The organism is Vibrio sp. PSi01 (assembly GCF_054960695.1).
The window spans coordinates 106540-128020 of record NZ_JBHNYN010000002.1; the positions used below are offsets into that span (position 1 = coordinate 106540).

Below are 21481 nucleotides of genomic sequence, written 5' to 3' on the forward strand. Positions count from 1 at the left end.
GACACATCTCGAAAGTAATCATAAACCCCATATAAATCAGAGCTATAGACTTCTGATTTGCCAATACCCTTCACCATTGGTCGCGAGTTGGCTGTGTAAATAATAGAGCGTATCTGCAACTGTCCCAGCAATGCCTTGTGGTGGATTGAACAACAGTAAACCACTACCGATCAGGCGATCATCACCCTTAGGATCTCGAAGGCGAAGCTCCGATTTAATCGGACTTGGCAGTAAACCATCTTTCACTGCGGTCACACAGTGGTTCAAAATCAGTGAGCTCTTGTCATCCGTGTAGAGCGGGTACCAAATTAGTGCAGATACTTTCTCCGACTGCTGATATGCCTTAACTAAGGCATCAATCACCGCGAGATATTCTGAATCAGTTTCATAGGGTGGGTCGATAACAATCAGATGATGATTGTCATGTTTAGCTACGTCATCAGGTAACGCTTTTAGCCCATCACCTGCGCTAATCGTAAGCTTGCTTGAAACACCAAAGTTACGCTGTAACTTATCGATATTAGTTTGCAGTAAATCAGCTTCATCTTGCTGAATGTCTGAAAAATAGAAGCTATCTTGGCTGCGACCTTGTTGGTAAGTGATGGCGGCAGAACCCGGATACAAAGAGATAAGTTGATTCGGATTGTAGTATTCCAGTACCGACATAAAAGAAGCGAATGCAGGAGGAAGATAAGCCTTATTGTGCCACAAGTACCCGACCCCTTCAGCAAACTCACCTGCATGATTACTTGGTGCGGTGGTGAGGTCATAACACCCTGTACCAGAGTGTGTGTCGATAACATTGAGGCGTGAATGTTGCTGCATTAATGACTGAACAAGTGCACTCAATACTGGATGCTTTAGCGCATCACCATGGTCGCCTACATGACATTGATGTCGATATTCCATTCCCTTGCCTCATTTCTACGAACGTCATATAAACATACTTCATATCATGTGGGCTTGCCTGCTCAATCCACTGTTTTTTGAAATAGGCTCTCTTTTCACTAACTGTTTGACTCTTATAAAAAATAAAGCCCTTCGTTTTATTACAAACGAAGGGCTTTACTGACGTTACTTGCTAACTTGTACTGCTAGAGCATAAACAACCTAGGGGTACTCTCCCTCAACTTCTACTGGCACTTTTACTTTGTAGTGACAAGGCTGCAGGCCAAGCAACTTAGGCAGAGTGATGCCGACGGAAACGGAAGACCACGTACCGCTAACAATGCCGACAACCAACGCAATAGCAAAACCTTGCAGCGCAGCACCACCAAGTAGCCAAAGCGCTGATACGGTGATTAGAGTTGTTCCTGAAGTCACCATGGTGCGTGAGAAGGTCGCTTTCACCGATTCGTTAAGTAGGTTGTCAGTATCACCGTTTGGATTACCGCGCAGCATTTCACGGACACGGTCGGCGATGATGATTGAGTCATTGAGTGAGTAACCCAAAATCGCTAACACAGCCGCCAATACGGTCAGGTTGAACTCGAATTGAGTGAAGGCGAACAAGCCTAAGATAAGCGTGACATCATAGATAATCGCGGCAAGCGCACCCAGAGCCAAACGCCATTCAAATCGTACACTCAGGTACAGCATGATCATTAGGAAGCACACCAACACCGCCAAGCCGCCTTGCTCAACCATGTCTTGACCCACTTGAGGGCCAACCACGCTGCTGTTGAGCACTTTTACTTGGTCGCTCACCGATGACAAAGCATCCACTAAGTTTGGCTGTGGAGCATCTGTCAGCTGGCTGTAACGAATCGTCCAGCGATCTTGCTCTGCCATGCCAACCACTTGAACGTCTTGTTGGAAAGCCGTATCAAGCTTGGTTTTTAACGCGTCTTTCGTCACTTGGTCAGAGAGCTGAACCTCGGCAACCACACCGCCAGTAAAGTCCAAGCCCCAGTTAAAACCTTTCACTGCCACCAGCATTACAGAGCTCATGAACAGCATAATAGAAATCACAGACATCACCTTACGGAGGCGAGTCATGTTGCTGTCTGTAATATAGCGGTCTGAAACATAGCTGTTTGAATTAGTCATATTTGAAATACTCATGCTTAAATCCTTACGTCGTGGCGTTGGTCACGCCCCCAAACCAAATTGATGATCGCTCGTGAAGCAAAAATGCCCGTAAACATGCTGGTTAGAAGACCTAAGCCCAGAGTCAAAGCGAAGCCCTGAATCGGTCCATTACCAATGGTGTATAGAGCCACAGCAACGATCATGGTGGTGACGTTGGCATCGAAAATAGAAGAGAACGCACTGTCAAAGCCACGATCGATAGAACTCGCAAAGCTGCGCCCTTCTTTCATCTTGTCTCGAATACGCTCGAAGATAAGCACGTTGGTATCTACCGCCATACCGACAGTCAATACCAAGCCCGCAATGCCCGGCAGGGTTAATACCGCACCTGGTAGCAAGGCAATCAAGCCAAACAATGTGGTCATGTTCACCACCAATGCACAGTTCGCGACCCAACCTAAGCGGCGATACCATAGCGCCATAAACGTCAGAGTAAGACCAAGGCCAAGCGCCAGAGCAGCAAAGCCGTTGGTTACGTTTTCTGCACCCAGAGATGGGCCAATAGTACGTTCTTCAATGATGGTAACGGGCGCGGTTAATGACCCCGCACGCAACAGTAACGCAAGCTCTTGTGCGTCTGCCAAGCTGCCTGCGCCAGTGATTCTGAAGCGGCTACCCAGTTGAGATTGGATGTTTGCTACACTAATCACTTCACTGTCTTGCTTGCTGTTGCCTGCTCTATCACGGCTGTATTCGCTGTAAACAGTCGCCATTGGCTTACCAATATTATGGCGAGAAAATTCAGACATTTTTTTGCCGCCAGAAGAATCCAGTGTGATGTTTACTTCTGCGCTGCCCATCTCACCAATGCCACTACGAGCATCGATAATGTGTTCGCCACTCAACACAGCCTTGCGGTCGACTACCACGCGGTTGCCGTCTGTGTCCTTCAGCGTTTGAGTGCTGCGCGTTGGGTTGTCGTACACAGAATAGAAAGCAAGTGATGCGGTTGCACCAATCACATCTTTCGCTGCTGCAGGGTCTTGTACGCCCGGCAGTTCAATACGAATACGGCTTTCACCTTGGCGTTGAATTGATGCTTCTGTGATGCCTAACTCTTCAATACGGCTGCGCATGATTTGCAGGTTTTGTTGAACCGTTAGGTTACGTAGCGTTCTTTGCTCTTCTTCAGATTGGGTTAACGTTAGCGATTTATCTGAACGATCACGTTGCCATTGTGGGAACTCTTCACGAATCAGCTTTTGAGCTTGTTCAAAATCAGCATCAGTGCGGAAATTAAACTTAACTTGGTTGTTCACCACTTCACCACGGGCATAACGCACTTCGCTAGTGATCTCGTCGACCACCGCTTGAGCTTGCGCGTGATAAACCGGTGCCATATCCACTTCTAGCAAGAACTGCACGCCACCGCGTAAATCAAGGCCTAGTTGAATCGGCGCAAAACCCATATCAGTCAGCCATTTTGGTGCAGCGGGCTCCATCGCTAAAGCAACGGTTGCGCTGTCTAGTAAGCGCTCATTAAGTACTTCTTTGGCTTTCGCTTGCTGCTCTGCATCTTCTAAGATCACAACTAAGCGTTTGTCTTTTTGAAAGGCTGATGTCGCTTGAATGCCTTCGCTAGCAAGGTATTGCGTCACTTGAGTGGCGTCGATCGTCTGCTCAGAACGGTTACTGATTTGAACCGAGGCGTCCTCACCAAACCAAGAAGGTAAAGCACTTAGAATCATGATAATGATGGTGGCGATAAGCACCACGTATTTCCACTTTGAGTAGTGGTTAATTTGTTTTCTTGGAATGCGTTTTTTCACAGTCAAGATCTCTTCTTTGTACCAATCACCGTAAATACGAGCTCAAAAATAGAGCCGAAAAAAAGCAGTGATCGAGCATTTTAACCAGCTAGGGTGACCAGTTATTTACTACGATTGGTATAACTAATGTTTTGCGAACACGATCGATAGCCAAAACCAGAACAAGCTGATTGAACGGTAGTGATGCTAAAGCTGATGTCGCTATGTTTGTCTTGGTTAACTGGCGAGCTCAACGGGCACAAGTGACCATCGAGACGACCAATTTAGGGTCAAACGATTAGCTGAGAAGTTCTCGGAAATGCGAGTATTGGATGTTGCCCTCTTTCCACCCCGAAAGCCGGGAGGACGGAGAACTCACAATGCTGGTCCAATGCTGCTTAGTATCCAACATCGGCGTGTTGAAGAGCAGAGATGCCAGTAGTGATGGGGGAGAGAAGTCGATCAATAGATGATAAGCAGGCTCAAGGTCGGCCACGCTTTCTTGCTCGTTGCTGAGCATACGTCTAAAGGTTACCGCTTGGAGACTCGATTCAGTGTCGTGATAATTGGAACTATCACCTAAAGACGCAGTGTCAAACTGAACCTGGTCACATTCCATGTAGCTCGACGGATTATCCGCAGCAGCTTGTTTACAAAGATTATTCTGCGAAGGCTGCTCTTGAGCGGAGTGGATTTGGAATGGCTTAGAAGGGAACGAATAGCCGTTAGAATTCACTAAGCCAAAGCTCAGTAAAAACAACATTAAGACTAATCGGGTACCTAATTTAAGCAATCTAATATCCAAACAACATTCTCGTAGATCGCCAATTTACAATACAAATGAAACGCTGTCTTGATTTAAAACATTTTTTTAGAAAATGATACGAAGCAACCGATTAAGCACTCTCGCATTTAGAACTACATGCCTTTAAATGCGGCCAACAACACCTAATACATTGATGTTATGAATAATGTAAAAAAACAAAAAAACCAAGCAGTGCATCAGTGCATGCTTGGCTTTGAGTTAAGTCTTTCTGTTTGCTTATAGCTTTAGGCTTTAGGCTTTAGGACGCATGATATTTTTAACCTTACGGCTGTTTTCACCAAATATACGCTGCACAAGTTGATTCATGTCTTCACGAGAAATTGAGCGAATCGTCGCTTTTACGTTAAACAAAGCTGCTACGCCATAGTCGTGCAAAAGATAACGAGACACGAACCATGCTTGGTCAACAGTGCTAGCATCTAAAGGCGTAAAATCCGCTTCTAATTGCTTGCCCGCCGCTCTAACTTCATCTTGTGAGACCCCCTTCAAAAGGTCTGCAACCACTTTATCAATCGCCACTTCTATCTGTTCAGTATTTTCAGGGGCGATCATCGCACCAATAAACCAATCATGACTTGTTTCTCCATCTTGAGATACATAGTAAGAATAAGGTGAATAATCTAGGCTTAAATCTTCACGAATGTACGCATCTAAACGAGTAGAAAGCACGCGTTGTAGCAGATCTTCCATAAAGATATCTTTCGCCGTTTGCCCTCTTACCATTCCTGTATTAACGGAAGGCTCCGCAATCACTCTTAGCATGTACTCAGTACTGTTGGCACTGTTAACCGCCAAATCAATACGCGCTTTGGAAGGGTGCTTGTACGCGACGTTAAAGTCAGGTGCAGCGGTTTTCTCCAACGGAATAGAAGCCAAGTACTGGCGAACCAAAGGTTTCAGTTCACTAGGATCAATATCGCCCACCATAACCAGTTGGTTACTTCGCAATTGCCCGAATAACTGCTGATGCACATTCTTTACATCCTCAACGGAAACCGCTTCAACACTTTTTCCGTCTAACAACACATGGTCGCTGTTTGCTTGATAAGTATTTTTGTTCATTGCATAGGCGAACTGACCAGCTGGGCTTGCTAAGTAGGATTCTCGGTTTTGAATGAACTCTTGCTTAACCGCCGCTAGTTGCTCTGGTGATACTTTCACTGATGTCACGATCGCGTTGAGTGCGGCAAAAGTTTCCGCTAAACCACTCTTTTTGATCTTAAACTCGACGCCGTGGCGAGTCGGTTCGATGAACGGATAAACTTTAATATCTTCACGATCAAGATGCGCATCAAGCTCCGTTCCTGTAAAACTGCCAACACCACTTCGACCAATAGCCGCAAGAGCCAACTCGGTCGCTGGATATAAGCTTGAGTCTAAAACGGCCTTGCCCCCTAAGCTTGTGTAGTACATACCCACTTCATTACCAGCAAGAGAATCACGCAGATACCACATATCGATACCATTACTGAGCGTCCACTTTTGAACATATGGGTCAATATACATCTGTTCGACCAACACAATATCACCTTGAGAACTCGGTACGGCAAAAGCACTGCTGGTCACTGCAAGCACAGGTTTGGCGCCCGCTTCGCTATAGGTTGCTTTTAAGCTATCGATAGCTTGGGTAACCGCAACTTTATCTTCGCTTTCACTCATCCCTACCACTAAAAAATAGTCACTAGAAAGCAAGGCATTGATACTGGCATTAATCCCTTCAAGATCGAGATTCGCGACAAACTCTTCAAGGCTCGCTTCATAGTCTCTTTGTGATTGCACGGTTTGCTCGTTCACTAAAGCCAACGTTTTCTGATTAGCGTGTTGAGCACTGTCCATGTTGTCCCAGTCGACCTCAACATTATCGAGCAAGTCTTGATAATAGTTCTGCTCGCTGATGATCTCACTTTCAGAGACACCATAATCACGTAGAGATGCCAATGTCGCGATAAGCTCTTGTTGAGTCACCTCACGCGCACCAACAGGGAAACCAACACTGATCGATGAATAGCGCTGATATTCCATTGAGTAATGTTCAGCCACCACCCATTGAGTCGCTAAGGCCGCGTCATTGAACTTGGTGTTGAGTCGTTGTCGAATCAGTTGTTGTGCAGTTTCATCGAGCCAAAGTTGATGCTGTTGTTCGCGAGTCGTTATCTCGCTTGAACCTCGGTTGATCATCAAAGAAATACTTGGGGTTTCCCCTTCTGCATACTCGATATAATCACCGTCATTGAACTTTATGATTCTTTGTTTTCCTGGCTTTGGTGTTTCACCACGTTCCCAGCTAGAAAACTTCGCTTCAATGAGTGGAATAGCCGTTTTTTTGTCAATGTCACCCGAGACAATCACCTCGACAATTTGGGGCTGATACCAAGTCTGATAAAAGCTATTTATCCCTTGAGAAGTCGCGTTGAGCACAGATCCTTTGGAACCCAATGCATCTTGGTCTTCATACTGGCTGCCCTCTATAAAGTGATCGAAGAACTGCTCTGCGAATGGTTTATCATCTAAGCGTGCATAACGAAATTCACCAATAATAACGCCTTTCTCTTTTTCTACTTCCGTATCGGCGATTTCAAGGCCATCACCGACATCACGCAGCCAGGTTAAAGCCTGCTCTAATTGTGTATTATCTGGTAAATCTAATTCGTATACGGTTTCTTGGTAAGAGGTATAAGCATTAATATCAGCACCAAAGCTAGCGCCGGCATCTTCAAATAAGCGAATCACGTCATTTTGAGAGAAATTCTTGCTGCCATTGAATGCCATGTGCTCCAAGAAATGAGCATAACCTTCTTGTTGGTCAGTTTCTTGGAACGAACCCGCGTGCACGACTAACCGAACAGATACGGATTCTTCATGATCTGGATAAACATGGTAGGTAAGACCATTTTCTAGCTGGCCTGATGTCCATGCCGGATCCGGCTGGATTAAGGTTTCGGTGATATTTGATGTTGAACTACAGCCAACTAAGGTAAGGCATAGTGCCGTCGCTAAATAATATATTTTCATAACAACCTCTTAATGTCATTCATCAACAATATACAGATTGAATTAATGATTATTATTTAATATTTAACCCGATGAATATCTTTGTGATCTGCATCCTCATTTTATAAACCATCACGCGCTATAAAAAATCGACAGTATTCGTTTAAAATGGCGTTTTGATAAGAACTTATTACGTCCCTTTAAAATCAATGGCTACATCCCTTTAAAGAGCACTTGCGACGCTCGACTAATAGGTAGCTTCTCGCCTGATACATACGCCGACATTTGACCTGAGAGCCCTTTCTTCACCTTATCAATGGCCGAGACTTTCACCACGACAGAACGATGGATCTGCCAAAACTCATCAGGATTAAGCTGGGCGATCAGCTCTTTTAGTGATACGCGAAGAATAAACTCCTCTAACGAACCGCCTTGGCCTTTTTTGAATATCGAGACGTACTTGTCTTCCGCTTTGAAGTAAGCCACATCATCAACGGCGATAAGGTGGATGTCTTCCCCAACGCTGGCTTTGAGCCAAGTGAGATGCTTTTTCTGAGATTGAGAAGGAGACAGCATTTGCTGTGACGTCGATTGTGATAACTGTTGAAGCTGAGCCATTAACGCCGTGATATTCGGTTGTTCTGGCGTAATACCTGATTGCGCTTGGTTACTCGACAGACGCGCTTGCACCTTCTTACAGGTAGCGAGTAAGCGCTCTTCATTGATCGGTTTAAGCAGGTAATCCATCGCATTGTGCTCAAAGGCTTTAACTGCGTATTCATCATAAGCGGTAATGAAAACCACCAAGGGCGGCGAATCTAGCTTGTTCAATTGTTTCGCCAACGAGATACCATCCAGCTCCGGCATACGAATATCAAGAAAGACCACATCAGGCTCAAACTGCTGAATACTCTGCATCGCCTCCAATCCATTTGTTGCCTTGCTGACAATCTCTAGCTCAGGCCAAACCTCAGCAAGGCTCTTGTCTAGGTGATGCCTTAACAGTGCTTCATCGTCTGCGATAATTGCCGTTACGTTCGGCTTTACTGCTGGGTTAGTCATTATTATTCCTTTAAATTCACACTGTAAATCGTCTGTTTTTAGTTGCTGTTCTTAGAGTTTCGGCTCATCGCTCTCGGAGCCAGTTTCGCTTATGAGCGGTAATAAGATCGTCGATACCACCCCACCCTCAGCTTGCTCAGTGATCGTCAGGCTAGCTTTCTCACCGTAAAGAGTTTCTATTCGCTGACGAATATTGCTCAACCCAACACCGTGCCCCGTATTCGCAGAAGGCGTTTTTAGCCCAGCGCCATTGTCTGAAACTTCGATTTTTAGCAGCTGTGCTTGTTGAGTAATGCAGATATTCACTTTACCACCTGCGGCTTTGGGCTCGATGCCGTGCGTGAGTGCATTTTCGACTAAAGGTTGAATCAAGAACGGGGGAATCACCTGCAAATAGCTAATCTCGTGTGTTTCAATAGAAAACGCTAAACGCTCACCCAAACGTATCTTTTGGATATTAAGATATGCGTCTAACAAGTCGACCTCTTGTGCGATGGTCGATTGCTCAGTACGGCTGTTTTTCAAAGTCACACGCAACAAGTTAGTCAGTTTTTCGAGCATCAACTTGGCTTTCGTGCTGTCACTCTCAATCAATACATTGATGGTCGCAAGTGTGTTGAACAAGAAGTGCGGTTCAATTTGGCTTTGCAATTGCTTAAGCTGGCTTAGCACCACCACCTTTTCTTGATCGGCCTGACGACGTTTGGCTACTTCCAATTCGTTGTCGGCACGTAACTGTTGCTCTCGGGTGTAGAAATAGTAATAGCAAACCGAACAGAAAATCACACCGAGCAACACCACAGATTTAAGGTCCGAGATATTGGCTCCGAAATATCCGTTCAACCAGTAGTGCGCATTCAAGGTACCAACCGTCATCGCGAACACCATTGAGATCCCCACTTCAAGCGTTCGGGATGTTCTCTTGAACAACTTAACCAACATGAAAGAAGAACCCACCGCGCTGTAGCCAAAGCCAAAACTGATTGCCAGGTTAACCGTTAATCCACCGCCCCAAATCGTATGGGTTGTAATCGCAATAAGAACACAAAATAGCGTGGTGAACGCGAAGCTTTTAATCCATGAAAACCGACTGTTTGAAGAAGTGTTCATTAAAATCGTCCTTTGATATTTAAGAGAATCATATGACTATCAGGTAAGTTGGCGTAAGCAGAATCATTTTTACCTTCTAGAAAGCGTGCAGCAAGTTCCAAATCCAACGATGAATTACCATTATCTAAAGCCTGATAGTTGAGCCACTGCGTTGCAATAAAGCCGCCGTCTTGTGGAGATAACATGACGTCGAATGTCGGCGTGATATCTTCAAGCCAGCCATGTGTCGAATCCATAGACCAGTGAAACATGATGTTGTGTTGAACTAAATTGGCGTGCTGATAGCCTTGCGCATAAGAACCTGCCAACGAAGCTGTCATCGGATTAACCGACAAAGACACTGCACTTTCTATCGCACTTTGCCATTCAGAGTTACTCCAAGCTCGGCTATCAAACCAATATTCCAGAACCACATTGTGCCCCGAGTCATTGGCCCATGTTAGTCCTGCCAACGCTTGATAAGCCTCGCCCTGCTCTTCTAGATAAACCGGTTTAAGCATTGAGCTCGGCTGACTGTAGCCTAGGCTTTGTCGCTGATAAACCACAGAACCGTGAAACTCCCACGCGAGGTTTAATACCGAAACCAAACTAGCCCCGAGCAAGCCGTGGCGTACATCATCGTAATAAGCGACCCATTGATATTCGTGATCGCCCACTAAGTTATAACGACGTATCCCAAGCCCTTGTTGCTGATTCTGCTTTTCGAATTCATTTACATCTTGGGAAGTCCATGACGAATCACTGTAAAGCAATGTCCACTCGCCCGTCATATCGAACAGTGACGCCGAAGCGACTCCCGCCCCTTCTTCAACCACAATACCCACAGGATTTTGGCGATAAGGTTTGATGATGTCTAAAGGCCGATAGCCATAACCCACCCCCCAATCCAAACGAACCTTACCAAGCGTCACATCAAGATAGTGGTCACCGATTACTGAATTCGACATCTCAACACCACCTTGCCAAAACAACTCACGCACAATGAATTCAGACTCAAAGCTCGCGTCTTGTTGTTGAGGGTTGTTGCTTAGAATATCGTTGGCTTTCACGGCAAACAGGCCAAGCCAATTGCCATAGCCAACCTCTAGATCCAGCAAACCATTGAGTGACTGACGATTATCTGATGCTAAAGGACTGAATGGCGATTCTCGCGATTCAACCGACTCAGCGCTCAGTTGCCAATCCCAGGCCAAGCTCAGATCGTCTGCTTGAATCGTGTTACTCACACAAGACAAAGCAAGCAAAGTAGTGATTGAAGACTTTATGTGGAATCGGCGATTGGGCGCTTTCATGACGTCCACCTACAGGCCAGAAACACTGTTACGCGATAAATAAGCAGGGTTGTAATATTTGTCTTCCAAGCTTTGTTCAATCACTTTGCGGTACTCAATCACGGTTTTCTTGCTTGGTTGAATCTTATCGAGCAAGGTCATCGACACCACTGTGGGTAAACCATCACGCACGCCCTCAGTAAACCAAGCTTGTTTTGCCAGCTTTCCTGAACGCAGATACAGATCCGCTTTAACTGGAAACGCTCGGTCTGCCGTTAACCACAGATCAATCGATTGATAGCTGGCACCCTTAGTTTTCGCCGCGAGCTTTAGGTGATGGGTATCGAGCTGTTCACCATTGGGCATCTCAACCTGCTGATCGGCAACCCACTCGCCTTGGTAATCTTCGCTCCAAGTCAGCGTCGAGATATCGCCAACCGACGCTTCACCTAATAGCTTTTGCATTGGTGTGATACGAATTGGGCGGCGCGATTTCGGCATCAGTAACCAATAATTATCTTCAATCATCAGCATCTTTTGACCTGCCTCAACAGCTGATTTAAAGACGACTAATGACTCTCGATTTGGCCTTGTGTAGACATTGTATTCTCGCGTTTTATCCAATTGCTCGTCTTGATATAGCGCCACCAAAGACACTACCTTAGACGCCTGTTCGCTGTTCAAGCGATAGCTATCCGCTTTGGCAATCATCTCAGTGACTTGTTGTGAATCGACAGCCCAGCTTGGTGTCGATGCTAGAACCAGAGCCAAAACAGAGCCCAACGCGAAAGCCAAGATATTGAATGAACGAGTTAATTTACACATAAACGAGTGCCTCCGTGATTGGCTTATTCACGCCTTTGCGAGCAGAGAAATAAGCAGCCAGCAAACATATCGTCAGCACACCTAAAGTGGCGTAACCAACCAGTTCCAATGAGAAGTAAATGTTGAGTGGATAACCTTCGGTTCGACCCGGAGGTGGTGGCATTTGTATATCAACCACCAGCAATAACACCGACACTAAGCCACTCACTAGCGCGCCAATCATGCTACCAATCACCGCCAGTAGTCCCGCCTCTTTTAAGAAACCCGCCACGATTTCAGAAGGGTAACTGCCGAGTGCTGACAAGGTGCCAATTTCACGAGTGCGTTCGGTCACCGACATGGTCATGGTGTTAAACAACGACACAAACACTACCAACGCCATCACTGCACCCATGATGCCGAAGATCCGGTCGTAAAGATCTTTAACCTTGGTATAGAAAAACGCGCGATCTTGCCATGGAGTGATCTCGATCTCTGATCCTTGTTCGCTTTGGCTAGCGCTATTTCGATCTAAAGCAGTTTGGATACGTTGTTGAACGGTCGAGGTCTTGCTTGTTTCAAATAGGAACACCGATAAGGTACTGACTTTGTCTGAGGCCAAAAGCTCTTGAGCGGCAGTGATATGAACATACAGCTGACGCTTATCCAACTCTGGCACGCCTGTCGAGTAGATGCCCTGCACCTTAAAATCAAAAGCGTTCAAAGCACCGTCACTTGTTGTAGCGAGCAGAGTCACCCAATCTCCTACCGCAGCTTTAAGATTACGAGCCAAGTCAGTACCCAGCATCACTTGTGGCTCTTGGCTATCGTATCTTGGGGATTTCACATCCGACAGGGTTTGCCCGCTGCGCACATCAAGGAAAGGGCCTTTCATGTCGAACTCACGCTCATTGACACCCGTTCCCATAAAGATGGTCGACTTACTGCCGTTAGACACCAAACCACTGAAATAGACTCGCGGCTGCACACCACGCACGTCACTATCACCGATAATGCTCTTGGTTAGCGTTTGTACGTTATCCAGACCATTGCTCAGCGGCATGTCTTCATCTTGTTCAAAATAACCTGGCGTACTCAAAGTAAGGTGGCCAGTATCACGCGCAGTCGATTCTCTCAGTGACTCATAGGTGTAAAGCCCATAACCACCAGCACTGGTCAGTGCAAATACCGCAATGGCGATGATCAACACCGACAACAAACTACGTCGACCATTTCTTAATAGATTAAGCCACGCCAAACGCACCGAAGTTGGAAGTAAAAACGTGCTCATTCTTTGTGTTAACTTGCCCATGAGATCGTCTCCGTTGCTGTGGCTTGTGGAGCCAATTGTCCGTCGATAAGTTCAATCACTCGGTCACAACGCTGCGCCATTCTTGGGTCGTGCGTTGCGACGATAAAAGTCGTACTCATTTCGTGACCAAGCTCTTTCATAATGTCGATCACAAGGTTCGCAGTGTGGCTATCTAAGCTCGCGGTCGGCTCATCGGCAATCACTAAGCTTGGGTTGTGGATCAGTGCTCTGGCAATCGCGACACGTTGTTGCTGACCTCCAGACAAGTTGTCTGGACGATGATTAACGTAATCCCCTAGCCCAACACGCTCTAACATGTCTTGCGCTCTGCTCTGCTGTTCTTGCTTTGAGCATTGGTTCAACATCAATGGGTAAGCGACATTCTCAAGCGCAGTCATTACAGGAACCAGATTGAATCGCTGAAACACAAAACCCAGCGACTGACGACGAAAACGTGCAGCGGCGATTTGCTCTGTCGGATACGGTTGGCCATCAATATTAATCTGCCCTCGATAATCCATATCCAATAAACCAAGAATATTCAAAAGTGTGCTTTTTCCTGAACCCGACGGCCCACATAGCGCCACCATTTCACCGCGTTGGATCTGACCATCAACGCCCTTGAGTGCATCTACGCTTTGACCACCAGTCACATACGCTTTGCCGATACTGTTAAATTCGATCATTTCATTGTCCTCTGAAGACCAGCTCGTTAATGAGATTTAGTAAACCGTTATTTAGCATTTGCAATGAGCGCCTTCGCAGTCATAGTTTCGATATTGCCAGCATCAGCAATTTCCATTTTTTCAAGCCACACTTGTGCTTGTTTGAAGTCTTCAGCGCGAAGCGATGCGGTAATGGCGTAACGGTAAATCCAGGATGTCGCTGCGAAATGTTGTTGCTGGAAATCATCTTCCGCGAGTAACGAGAGGAACAGGTCATAACCACGGTCAAAGTGGTTAAACATGTCTGGCAGAGAGGTGTAAGTCACCGCAGCCATGGCGCGAGTTAGGTAAGAATCTGGCAACCCTTGAACGCGAGGTTGTTCATGAATCGGTTGGACTTCGTCTTTAAGCAGCACCAGTGATTTATCAATGGTTGATAAGCCCTTCTCCACATACTTCATCTTGTTCCAAGGCAAGAATGCATCACGTCCCATTAAAGTTTCAGTGCTGCCTAGGTAAACCAAGGTTAGTGGCGTAGCACCATCTTGTTGTAGCGTGTCGTTCAGGCGTTCGTAAGCCACTTCCACCAAGTCTTCATTGCCTTGCGCGGCTTGGTTGTAGATATCAAGCACGTCTGAACTTGGGTTAGCTAAAGCTAACGTAGGAGCGAAGGAAACAAGCCCAATCAAAAATGAGCGCTTAAATAGAGAAGTAAGTAAGTAAGTCGTGTTTGCAGTAGTCATGATTTCTAATCCCTTTCAAATGTTGACGTTGAAAGGTTAACTAGAATTTGTCATGCAGTTTTATCAATGCGACGAATGGTCATTACGAGGAGCGAATGGTTGAGCTGGGGCGTGAGTGGAAAATTCAAAAAAGAAAGAGTAGCGAAAGAATAAAATGGATGGATCAAAACATAATCTGATATTGCCCATTTCAGGCCTTGGACAGAGCTGACTCAGTTCTGCCCCATTCCGTGTTTCGACCGAATGAGCACACAACTACACCTAAGTATCATTTGACTTACTTTTCATAATGTCAGTATTTTATCTAAATGACCGCAACTAATAAATTAAGGTGGGTATTGATGCAACTATCAGCAAGTGAGTGTGAGGTATTTTCAAAGCTGTTAAAAGAACTAGCTCGTACACATAAAGTCTGGTTAGATGATCCTGAGGCTTACTACCAAAAGGTTAAAATGGGCAATGCAGTATTGACATGGATTGATGCTCCTAATGACCTAAAGGAAGAAATGAGAGAAAAATGGGAAAGTAAGGAACCTTGCATTTATCAGTTGCACCATTCATCGTGCTCCCTATCTCTAATCCGAGAATTAGCGACGCTTATACATAAGAGAAACCTCAATTGTTTATCCTATGAACTAAACCCTATTATTGAAGAGATAGTATACGAGTATGCTAATTCTGATTTGGATGGTTTTGCTCAATGCATGATACATGACGGAGAGCAATTCGATGTTAAATTTCAAACGTTAAAAAACATTATAAGTCGTCGAGTGTGGGCCTTTAAAAAAGAGTTTATGCGCTCTGTTTATCAGTTCCCAGTAACGATGTTTAACCTGAGCAATGAGTTACAAATAAGCAAAAATATTCGATTAGTGCCTGCATACGAGATTGCTCTGACGGAAAAGGAGCTAACCCATTTTAAAGATACGAGAACATTTAACTATAACTATTATCTAGAAGTCTCTGTACCAACACAATGCAGTAAGAAACTATCACGACAACTAGCGGAAAGAGCTAGAGATGCTACATATAACGCATTGAAGCTTTTAGCCACTAGATTATCACCCCAAGCCATCCCGCTACTGGCGTCCAATGATAGAAATAATCACCTGTTTGATTTTTACAGAGTAGGAAAAGATAGAAATAACATGGGTAAAACGACAACTCGTAATTTTCACTCTTTCCAGTCCGATTCAGAACAATTTTGGCTAGCTTTTCATGAGAGTAGAGCTTGTGAAACAAACTATATAGACACCGTATTTCAGATACCTGAATTACTATTAACACCTAATTTTTCAAGTCAAAGGGTCGTCGAGCGTTTAGAGCGAGCTTTATTATGGTATGGGGATGCTACCAGAGAACCTAACTTCTATCAGCAAATACAAAAGCTCGTCAGCTCAATGGAAGCACTGGTCAATTTTCACGAAGATAAACTTACAGAGGTCTTCAAACGAAGAGTTACTCATTTAAACATCACTCACAATGGACTTAGTGATTTGATTGAAGACAAAGCAGAAAAACTCTACAAAGCTCGTTCAAAAATCGTTCATGGCTCATCAGTCGATGAGAGATTGGATTTTTGTGCCATTGATTTTTGTTCGGAAACTCTAGTAAGAGCTATCTACTATTTTTCTCTCTTTGGCTTTGAAAAAACAGGCTTCAACAAAAAATTACCTAAATTTCTGGATGAGTTGCCAACACGTGAAGAATTACAGCGCGATAGGAGCTTAATTGCATAAGTAGACTAAAGCTCTGTCTTACTGGTTGCTTTTCGAACTTTTGAATACTTGAGTGGCTTTCTTCATTAGATAACGGCTCATTAACGTGTACTATGTTGGATCGAATTTTTTGAAGGGGGAGCATTTTGTCTCAGTATAAGTATCTTAATCAGGTAAGTGTGTTTATACGTCATAACTTCATATCTAAAGGATGCGAGTTAACCAGTCCCGTCGTGTTAGATCGATATCCTCAAAATAGTAAGTATGAAGCTCTTGAGTTCTCAATAGATGGAAAAAAAATACTTTATAGAAAGGGAAATGTTACACCAGATAGACCAGGTAATTTTCTATCAATATGGAAGAGACCTGATGAAAATAGTACCGATCCGAGAAGAACGATGCCTTACGAAGAACATGATTTAGATTATCTTTTTGTTGAGGTTAGTGATTGCGACATATCGAAGAGAGGTATTTATATCTTCCCGTTAACTGTTTTGGTTAATAAGGGAGTTGTAACCTCAAACAAAGCTAAAGGGAAAATGGCTTTCAGAGTTTTTCCGCCGTGGACTTCAAGCCGTGGAGAGTTAAAATCTAAAGTTTTTTCCGATTCAGCAAAGAAAACTCAGAGGTGGCAGAGTAATTTCTTTTTATGGATTGAAGATAATGAGATTGTTGACTTAGACAAATTCAATAATATTTTCATTAATTTAAATTAGGTTTACTCAATCCTCTTAGACCAAACCTTTTTACTGGTGTGACGCGATTTTATTCATCATACTAGCTTTCCAAAACCCCGTTTTTTCCCCCATACAAAAAGTGATTGGTCAATTGCTAACTTAGGAAATTTACTGGCTCATTTATGTCCAGAACTTGGATAGTCCAATATTTAACTCTTGGCGCTTTATGACTCAAAGTGCCCTAAACGAGTTCATAATAGATAGCTCATCAAGCTCAATACTTCTATAGCCTGATGAACTCATCCCAATACAGTGTCCGTTTTTTAGTACGCTGATTTATTTATATAATAATCAGCGACCTTGATGATCGATTTTTTTACCTGAGCAATCTGTTTTGAATGTGGACACCAAAGGGATATGGGAACCATTATTTCTTGTTTGATCTCGTCACATTTTATCTCTACCAAATTCTCAGTCATATATTCAGATTCAATTATCGACTTTGGTAAAAGAGCCCAGCCAAAATCATCTTGGACAAGCTTAACAATGACCGCTAATTGATCAACATATTCATGTTTTGAAGAAACAACAACCTTCTCCGTCATTTTATCATCGACCATAGATTTGAGTACAAACTGGCGTAAAGATTTCATCTTTGAGAGCGTTTCGTTTGAGGGCTTAGCCGATAATTCACTTCCTGCATGAGCAAATGGAACAAAAGGCATATTCCCCAAAAAAGTAAAATCAATACTATTAATCACTTTGCTTTCGTATATATTCACAATCCCAAAATGGATGCTTCCGTCTTCGATCCCTGCTTTTATTTCTGGTTTCGTTCTGACCAAAAAATTAACGCGCATGGATGGGAAGTCTTCATAAAGCTGTCGACGAATTTTAGAAACAACGTGATGAGGTAAAAAGCTCGCATAGGCTATCGTCACCGACTCTAGCCCGCCAAATGAAAGACTTAATGCAAATCTATCAAGAGTTTTAGCCTGCTCTAGAATTTGCTTTGCGTAATGATAAAGGAGAACTGCATCTTCAGTGGGTTCAACACTGCGGCTCAACCTATCGAATAGAGTAATCGCTAACTGGTCTTCTAAACTCGTGATGACTTGTGCAACCGTTGTTCGGTGCTTATTTAATTTTATCGCAGCTTTACTAAAAGCCTGCTGTTCATATACCGCAACGAAAGTATTTAGTTGCTCAAGACTAAAATTCATATCATGCCCTGCGAGTCTTCATATTCGATAATAAATCTTACCACCAGAGTCTACATTAACCAATACAGCGTCTGTTTCTCTTATCAAATAACACATTTCTATCATCACGCTCTAATTTCAATTCAAAATATCTTCCCAAATACACTTTAAACAGGCGAATAGATATATTTTTCACCACGAGAAACCGAGCTCACCCCCTTTCCTGACGCTGCTTGGATGGCAGCGATGGTTCGAGCCCATCGCTAGAGAGTTAATGAGTCTAAAAACCTTATGTAAAGTTGCGTCATTGCTTCGGCAACTTAACTTAAATAACTCAGGAACGTACCATGAACACTCTAAAAATGACCGCTTTGTCTACTGCTTTACTTGCTACCATTTCTATTTCTGCATTTGCTGGCGATGATACTCAAAAAGTCGATCCATCCGATATGACTCGTGCCAGCTCTAATATGTATGTTGCAACCAATAACAAAGGTGACCTAAAACTATCAGGAGCACTATCATACGCTTATGACAACGGACAGATGTCTATGTTCACATTGGAAGGTTCGATGGATAATGAAGGTAAATATAAAGACAGCCGAGCTCAATATTTCCATGTGTTCAACATAAATAATGCTATTACACCTCGCGTAGCCGCATCATTAGATATCATTGATAATGCAAGCTTTACTACTGCTGCAGTAGGTGGTGTCGCTATTTTCAGAACTCCAATCGACTCTCTGACCTTTTTTGGCCGTGCAGCAGTAATGGGCGGTGAATATTCAGATAGCACAACAAATGCCTTTGGTGTTACAGACAATAGTATCGTAGGTGGTATGGCTGCTGCTTATGCAGTTTGGAAGCCAGGCGCCGATGGTACTTATTTTGCAGCCTACCCAGAATTTACGTACATGGATGGTGATATTGAAACGAGTACTGTTAAAACCACCCTACTGGCAGCAACTCCTTTTTCGGCAGACAAAACACGTTGGGGACAAGTCAAGGTTGAAAATACTTATGGAAGCATGGAATCAACCAATCAAAAACTAGACATTGACGACACCGTGGTTTGGTTCCAATACAAAGTATTCTTCTAAAACGATCAAAAACCATCATACGTTAAAAGGCGAATCGAGAGATTCGCCTTTTTTAAATTTTGTTTCTCTTAAATCCTCTCACTTTTCTCTATTAAAATAGCCACGATTTACTATTCAGTTCGGCCTTACCTTGAACTGACTCTCTATCTCTATCTCTATCTCTATCTCTATCTCTATCTCTATCTCTATCAAGTTACATCTACATCCCGTATTGATTCAACACTCAAAACCTTATTCCAGCGGGCGAATTCGATGCTTCTATTGATTGATATCTAACTGTTTACGTTTGCTAGTGCATACCTAAACCCATCAAGATAAGTGAATTCAAACGAAGCCTCTCTTGAACTTACACTGCATCCTAACCCTACGTGTATTGCCAATGAGTATAGGGTAAGAGGAGCGAATGTATCGTCTGAATGCAATGAGTAACGGGAAGAAGCTCAAACAAGTCGTATCTATATGATGACGTAAACTTATTTAGGCTCTGACATCGGTGTTTAACCACGAGCCTAAAACGCATAACAGTGTTGCTACAGCGATAATGGATAGTGCTGTAGATAAATAACCTAAAGGTTTCGTGATGCTTAATCACCCGCTCGCAAGGAATCAATAACCAAACTCAGCAAACAAAAAACGCCAGTCAGGCGACTGGCGTTACAAAAAAGATAAAACTTATTCAATGTTCAAATCTATCAATGATTGGTCACATTAGGTGGTAATCACCGTGCATAATTAGCGGCTAAAATATTTCGCAATCTCACGAGCATAAGTTTCTTCTTGGTTTTTACCGTTACTGGTTGAAAAGAAAGATATAACTAAGTCTTTTTCTGGTGAAATATACACACCTTGACCGCCAACACCTGCCTTGAATAAGTCGCCATCCTCAAAGATTGCATCAAATTGATAACCATTCTTGATGTTTGTGTCGTTGTAGAAAGAGTTTTCCATCATCTTGCCAACATAACCACCACCGTAAGCTTCTGAGTTACCAGAGTCTTGAATTAACGTAATGACTTCTTTGCTAACTCCACCATTACCCAACTTTATGGCGGACGGAGTAAGTAACATGCCGAATTTAGTCATATCTTCAATTGTGGTATTCATTGAGAAAAACATTAAAGGGTATCCCCCTTGTGGAGAAACGACAGTATAAGCGTCATTATTAGCCCCCATCTTCTGCCACATATCACGGCTGACAATCTCATTCATGGGTAAGTTACGAACGTTCTCAATAAGCCGAGCTAGAACAAACGTATTAATTGAATTGTATTCGAATGTTTTTCCGCCCGGTGCTCTTCGCTTCATTTCAGCAAGTACTTCAAGTGGGCTTTGGTTGCCTTGACCTTCAAACACGCCAATGGAAACCGCCCATTTAAACCAAGGTTGTTCTGGGTTTATACGTGAGTCTGCCTCTGGCTCATCATGCTCTGTTGCGTTCAAGCCTGTCGCCATATTTGCAGTATCAGAAACGGATACCATGTCCCAGTCAGATCCCTTTAATTCAGGAATGTATTTAGAAATAGGGTCTCCTGGGTTAACTTGCCCCTCGTTGACCAATTTAGCCAGCTCGATACCTACTGTAATTTTCGAGTTTGAAAACCAATTATGCTTGTCTGTTTTTCGCATCGTGTTGTAACGCTCAAAGACAACCTCTCCGTTCTTAACAACAAGAAAAGCATCGACAGGATAGGAATTGAGATGTTCGTTTAGAGTCTTGCTTTCACCGTGTACAGTCGCTGATATTTCGCCAATATTTTGGTCAATTTGATATGGGAATTGATAGACAGGCCCATCCCGTTCTATTTGAGCGGTAGGGTAGAAACGACTTAGGTTCTGCCAAGCAAACTTGGATTGCTCGATAGGAAACTGAAGTTTAACTCGATTGCCTTTTTTCAAAAAAAAGTCATGAGTGTTGTAAACATCTACATTTGTGGATGATTCATTAACGATCTCATTAGCACACGCTGAGCCTGCCGACAGAGCCGTTACTATGGATATAGCGATTAAGCTTTTCATATTGGTTTTCCTATTGGTATATAAGTGCTGTAGGGCGGACTGCATGCAAAAGCTGCGAGTCAGTCGCCTTTGTTAATACAGATACGGTATAAGGAAAACGGAATAACACCTCATCGCCTCCGATGGGTTGCCCCCATCAAAGATC

Annotated in this window: 17 protein-coding genes; 3 read left to right on the forward strand and 14 right to left on the reverse strand. The window is 43.8% G+C overall.

The genetic code is table 11. The features are described from left to right. Positions 1-42 precede the first annotated feature (42 nt). From rlmJ to ACFI6G_RS03690, 12 genes are all read right to left on the reverse strand, one after another. Positions 43-909 carry a 23S rRNA (adenine(2030)-N(6))-methyltransferase RlmJ gene (rlmJ, locus tag ACFI6G_RS03635; RefSeq protein ID WP_016766882.1) on the reverse strand — a complete coding sequence of 289 codons (867 nt, stop codon included), beginning with the start codon at positions 907-909 and terminating at the stop codon, positions 43-45. Positions 910-1110: 201 nt separating this feature from the next. Then, on the reverse strand, positions 1111-2064 hold the full coding sequence (gene secF, locus ACFI6G_RS03640; RefSeq protein WP_016766881.1) for a protein translocase subunit SecF: 954 nt from the start codon (positions 2062-2064) through the stop codon (positions 1111-1113). Between the two features lie 2 nt (positions 2065-2066). Further along, positions 2067-3866: a protein translocase subunit SecD gene (secD, locus tag ACFI6G_RS03645; protein WP_016787497.1), complete on the reverse strand. Its 1800-nt coding sequence runs from the start codon at positions 3864-3866 to the stop codon at positions 2067-2069. A 271-nt stretch (positions 3867-4137) separates the two neighbouring features. Continuing rightward, on the reverse strand, positions 4138-4602 hold the full coding sequence (locus ACFI6G_RS03650) for a hypothetical protein (RefSeq protein ID WP_010432361.1): 465 nt from the start codon (positions 4600-4602) through the stop codon (positions 4138-4140). A gap of 294 nt (positions 4603-4896) precedes the next feature. Next, positions 4897-7677, reverse strand: a complete 2781-nt coding sequence (locus ACFI6G_RS03655) for a M16 family metallopeptidase (protein WP_016800466.1) — start codon at positions 7675-7677, stop codon at positions 4897-4899. Between the two features lie 192 nt (positions 7678-7869). Further along, positions 7870-8718, reverse strand: coding sequence for a LytR/AlgR family response regulator transcription factor (locus tag ACFI6G_RS03660; RefSeq protein ID WP_010432359.1), 849 nt, complete (start codon positions 8716-8718; stop codon positions 7870-7872). Between the two features lie 51 nt (positions 8719-8769). Further along, on the reverse strand, positions 8770-9828 hold the full coding sequence (locus ACFI6G_RS03665; protein ID WP_102357263.1) for a sensor histidine kinase: 1059 nt from the start codon (positions 9826-9828) through the stop codon (positions 8770-8772). After that, complete coding sequence (locus ACFI6G_RS03670; RefSeq protein WP_102357266.1) at positions 9828-11120, reverse strand: hypothetical protein; 1293 nt, start codon at positions 11118-11120, stop codon at positions 9828-9830. The genes ACFI6G_RS03665 and ACFI6G_RS03670 overlap by 1 nt, the downstream gene beginning before the upstream one ends. A 9-nt stretch (positions 11121-11129) precedes the next feature. Next, positions 11130-11924: an outer membrane lipoprotein-sorting protein gene (locus ACFI6G_RS03675; RefSeq protein ID WP_016792760.1), complete on the reverse strand. Its 795-nt coding sequence runs from the start codon at positions 11922-11924 to the stop codon at positions 11130-11132. Then, on the reverse strand, positions 11917-13215 hold the full coding sequence (locus ACFI6G_RS03680) for an ABC transporter permease (RefSeq protein ID WP_010432354.1): 1299 nt from the start codon (positions 13213-13215) through the stop codon (positions 11917-11919). The genes ACFI6G_RS03675 and ACFI6G_RS03680 overlap by 8 nt, the downstream gene beginning before the upstream one ends. Further along, entirely contained in the window at positions 13203-13901 is a 699-nt protein-coding gene (locus ACFI6G_RS03685; RefSeq protein WP_010432353.1) for an ABC transporter ATP-binding protein, read from the reverse strand. The genes ACFI6G_RS03680 and ACFI6G_RS03685 overlap by 13 nt, the downstream gene beginning before the upstream one ends. A gap of 47 nt (positions 13902-13948) precedes the next feature. Further along, on the reverse strand, positions 13949-14623 hold the full coding sequence (locus ACFI6G_RS03690) for a hypothetical protein (protein WP_193846173.1): 675 nt from the start codon (positions 14621-14623) through the stop codon (positions 13949-13951). Positions 14624-14964: 341 nt separating this feature from the next. On the opposite strand from ACFI6G_RS03690, the gene ACFI6G_RS03695 reads away from it, so the two are divergent. Both ACFI6G_RS03695 and ACFI6G_RS03700 read left to right on the forward strand, forming a co-directional pair. Next, on the forward strand, positions 14965-16362 hold the full coding sequence (locus tag ACFI6G_RS03695) for a HEPN domain-containing protein (RefSeq protein ID WP_016799901.1): 1398 nt from the start codon (positions 14965-14967) through the stop codon (positions 16360-16362). 212 nt (positions 16363-16574) lie between these two features. Further along, the gene (locus ACFI6G_RS03700) at positions 16575-17057 is read left to right on the forward strand and encodes a MepB family protein (RefSeq protein WP_010432344.1); all 483 of its coding nucleotides are present in this window, start codon (positions 16575-16577) and stop codon (positions 17055-17057) included. Positions 17058-17341: 284 nt separating this feature from the next. Here ACFI6G_RS03700 and ACFI6G_RS03705 read toward each other — a convergent pair whose 3' ends face one another. After that, entirely contained in the window at positions 17342-18241 is a 900-nt protein-coding gene (locus ACFI6G_RS03705; RefSeq protein WP_010432342.1) for a LysR family transcriptional regulator, read from the reverse strand. Between the two features lie 326 nt (positions 18242-18567). Here ACFI6G_RS03705 and ACFI6G_RS03710 point away from each other — a divergent pair, with 326 nt between their 5' ends. Beyond that, positions 18568-19320: a hypothetical protein gene (locus ACFI6G_RS03710; protein WP_010432340.1), complete on the forward strand. Its 753-nt coding sequence runs from the start codon at positions 18568-18570 to the stop codon at positions 19318-19320. Positions 19321-20052: 732 nt separating this feature from the next. Here ACFI6G_RS03710 and ACFI6G_RS03715 read toward each other — a convergent pair. Next, positions 20053-21336 carry a serine hydrolase domain-containing protein gene (locus ACFI6G_RS03715; protein WP_010432338.1) on the reverse strand — a complete coding sequence of 428 codons (1284 nt, stop codon included), beginning with the start codon at positions 21334-21336 and terminating at the stop codon, positions 20053-20055. Positions 21337-21481: the final 145 nt, after the last annotated feature.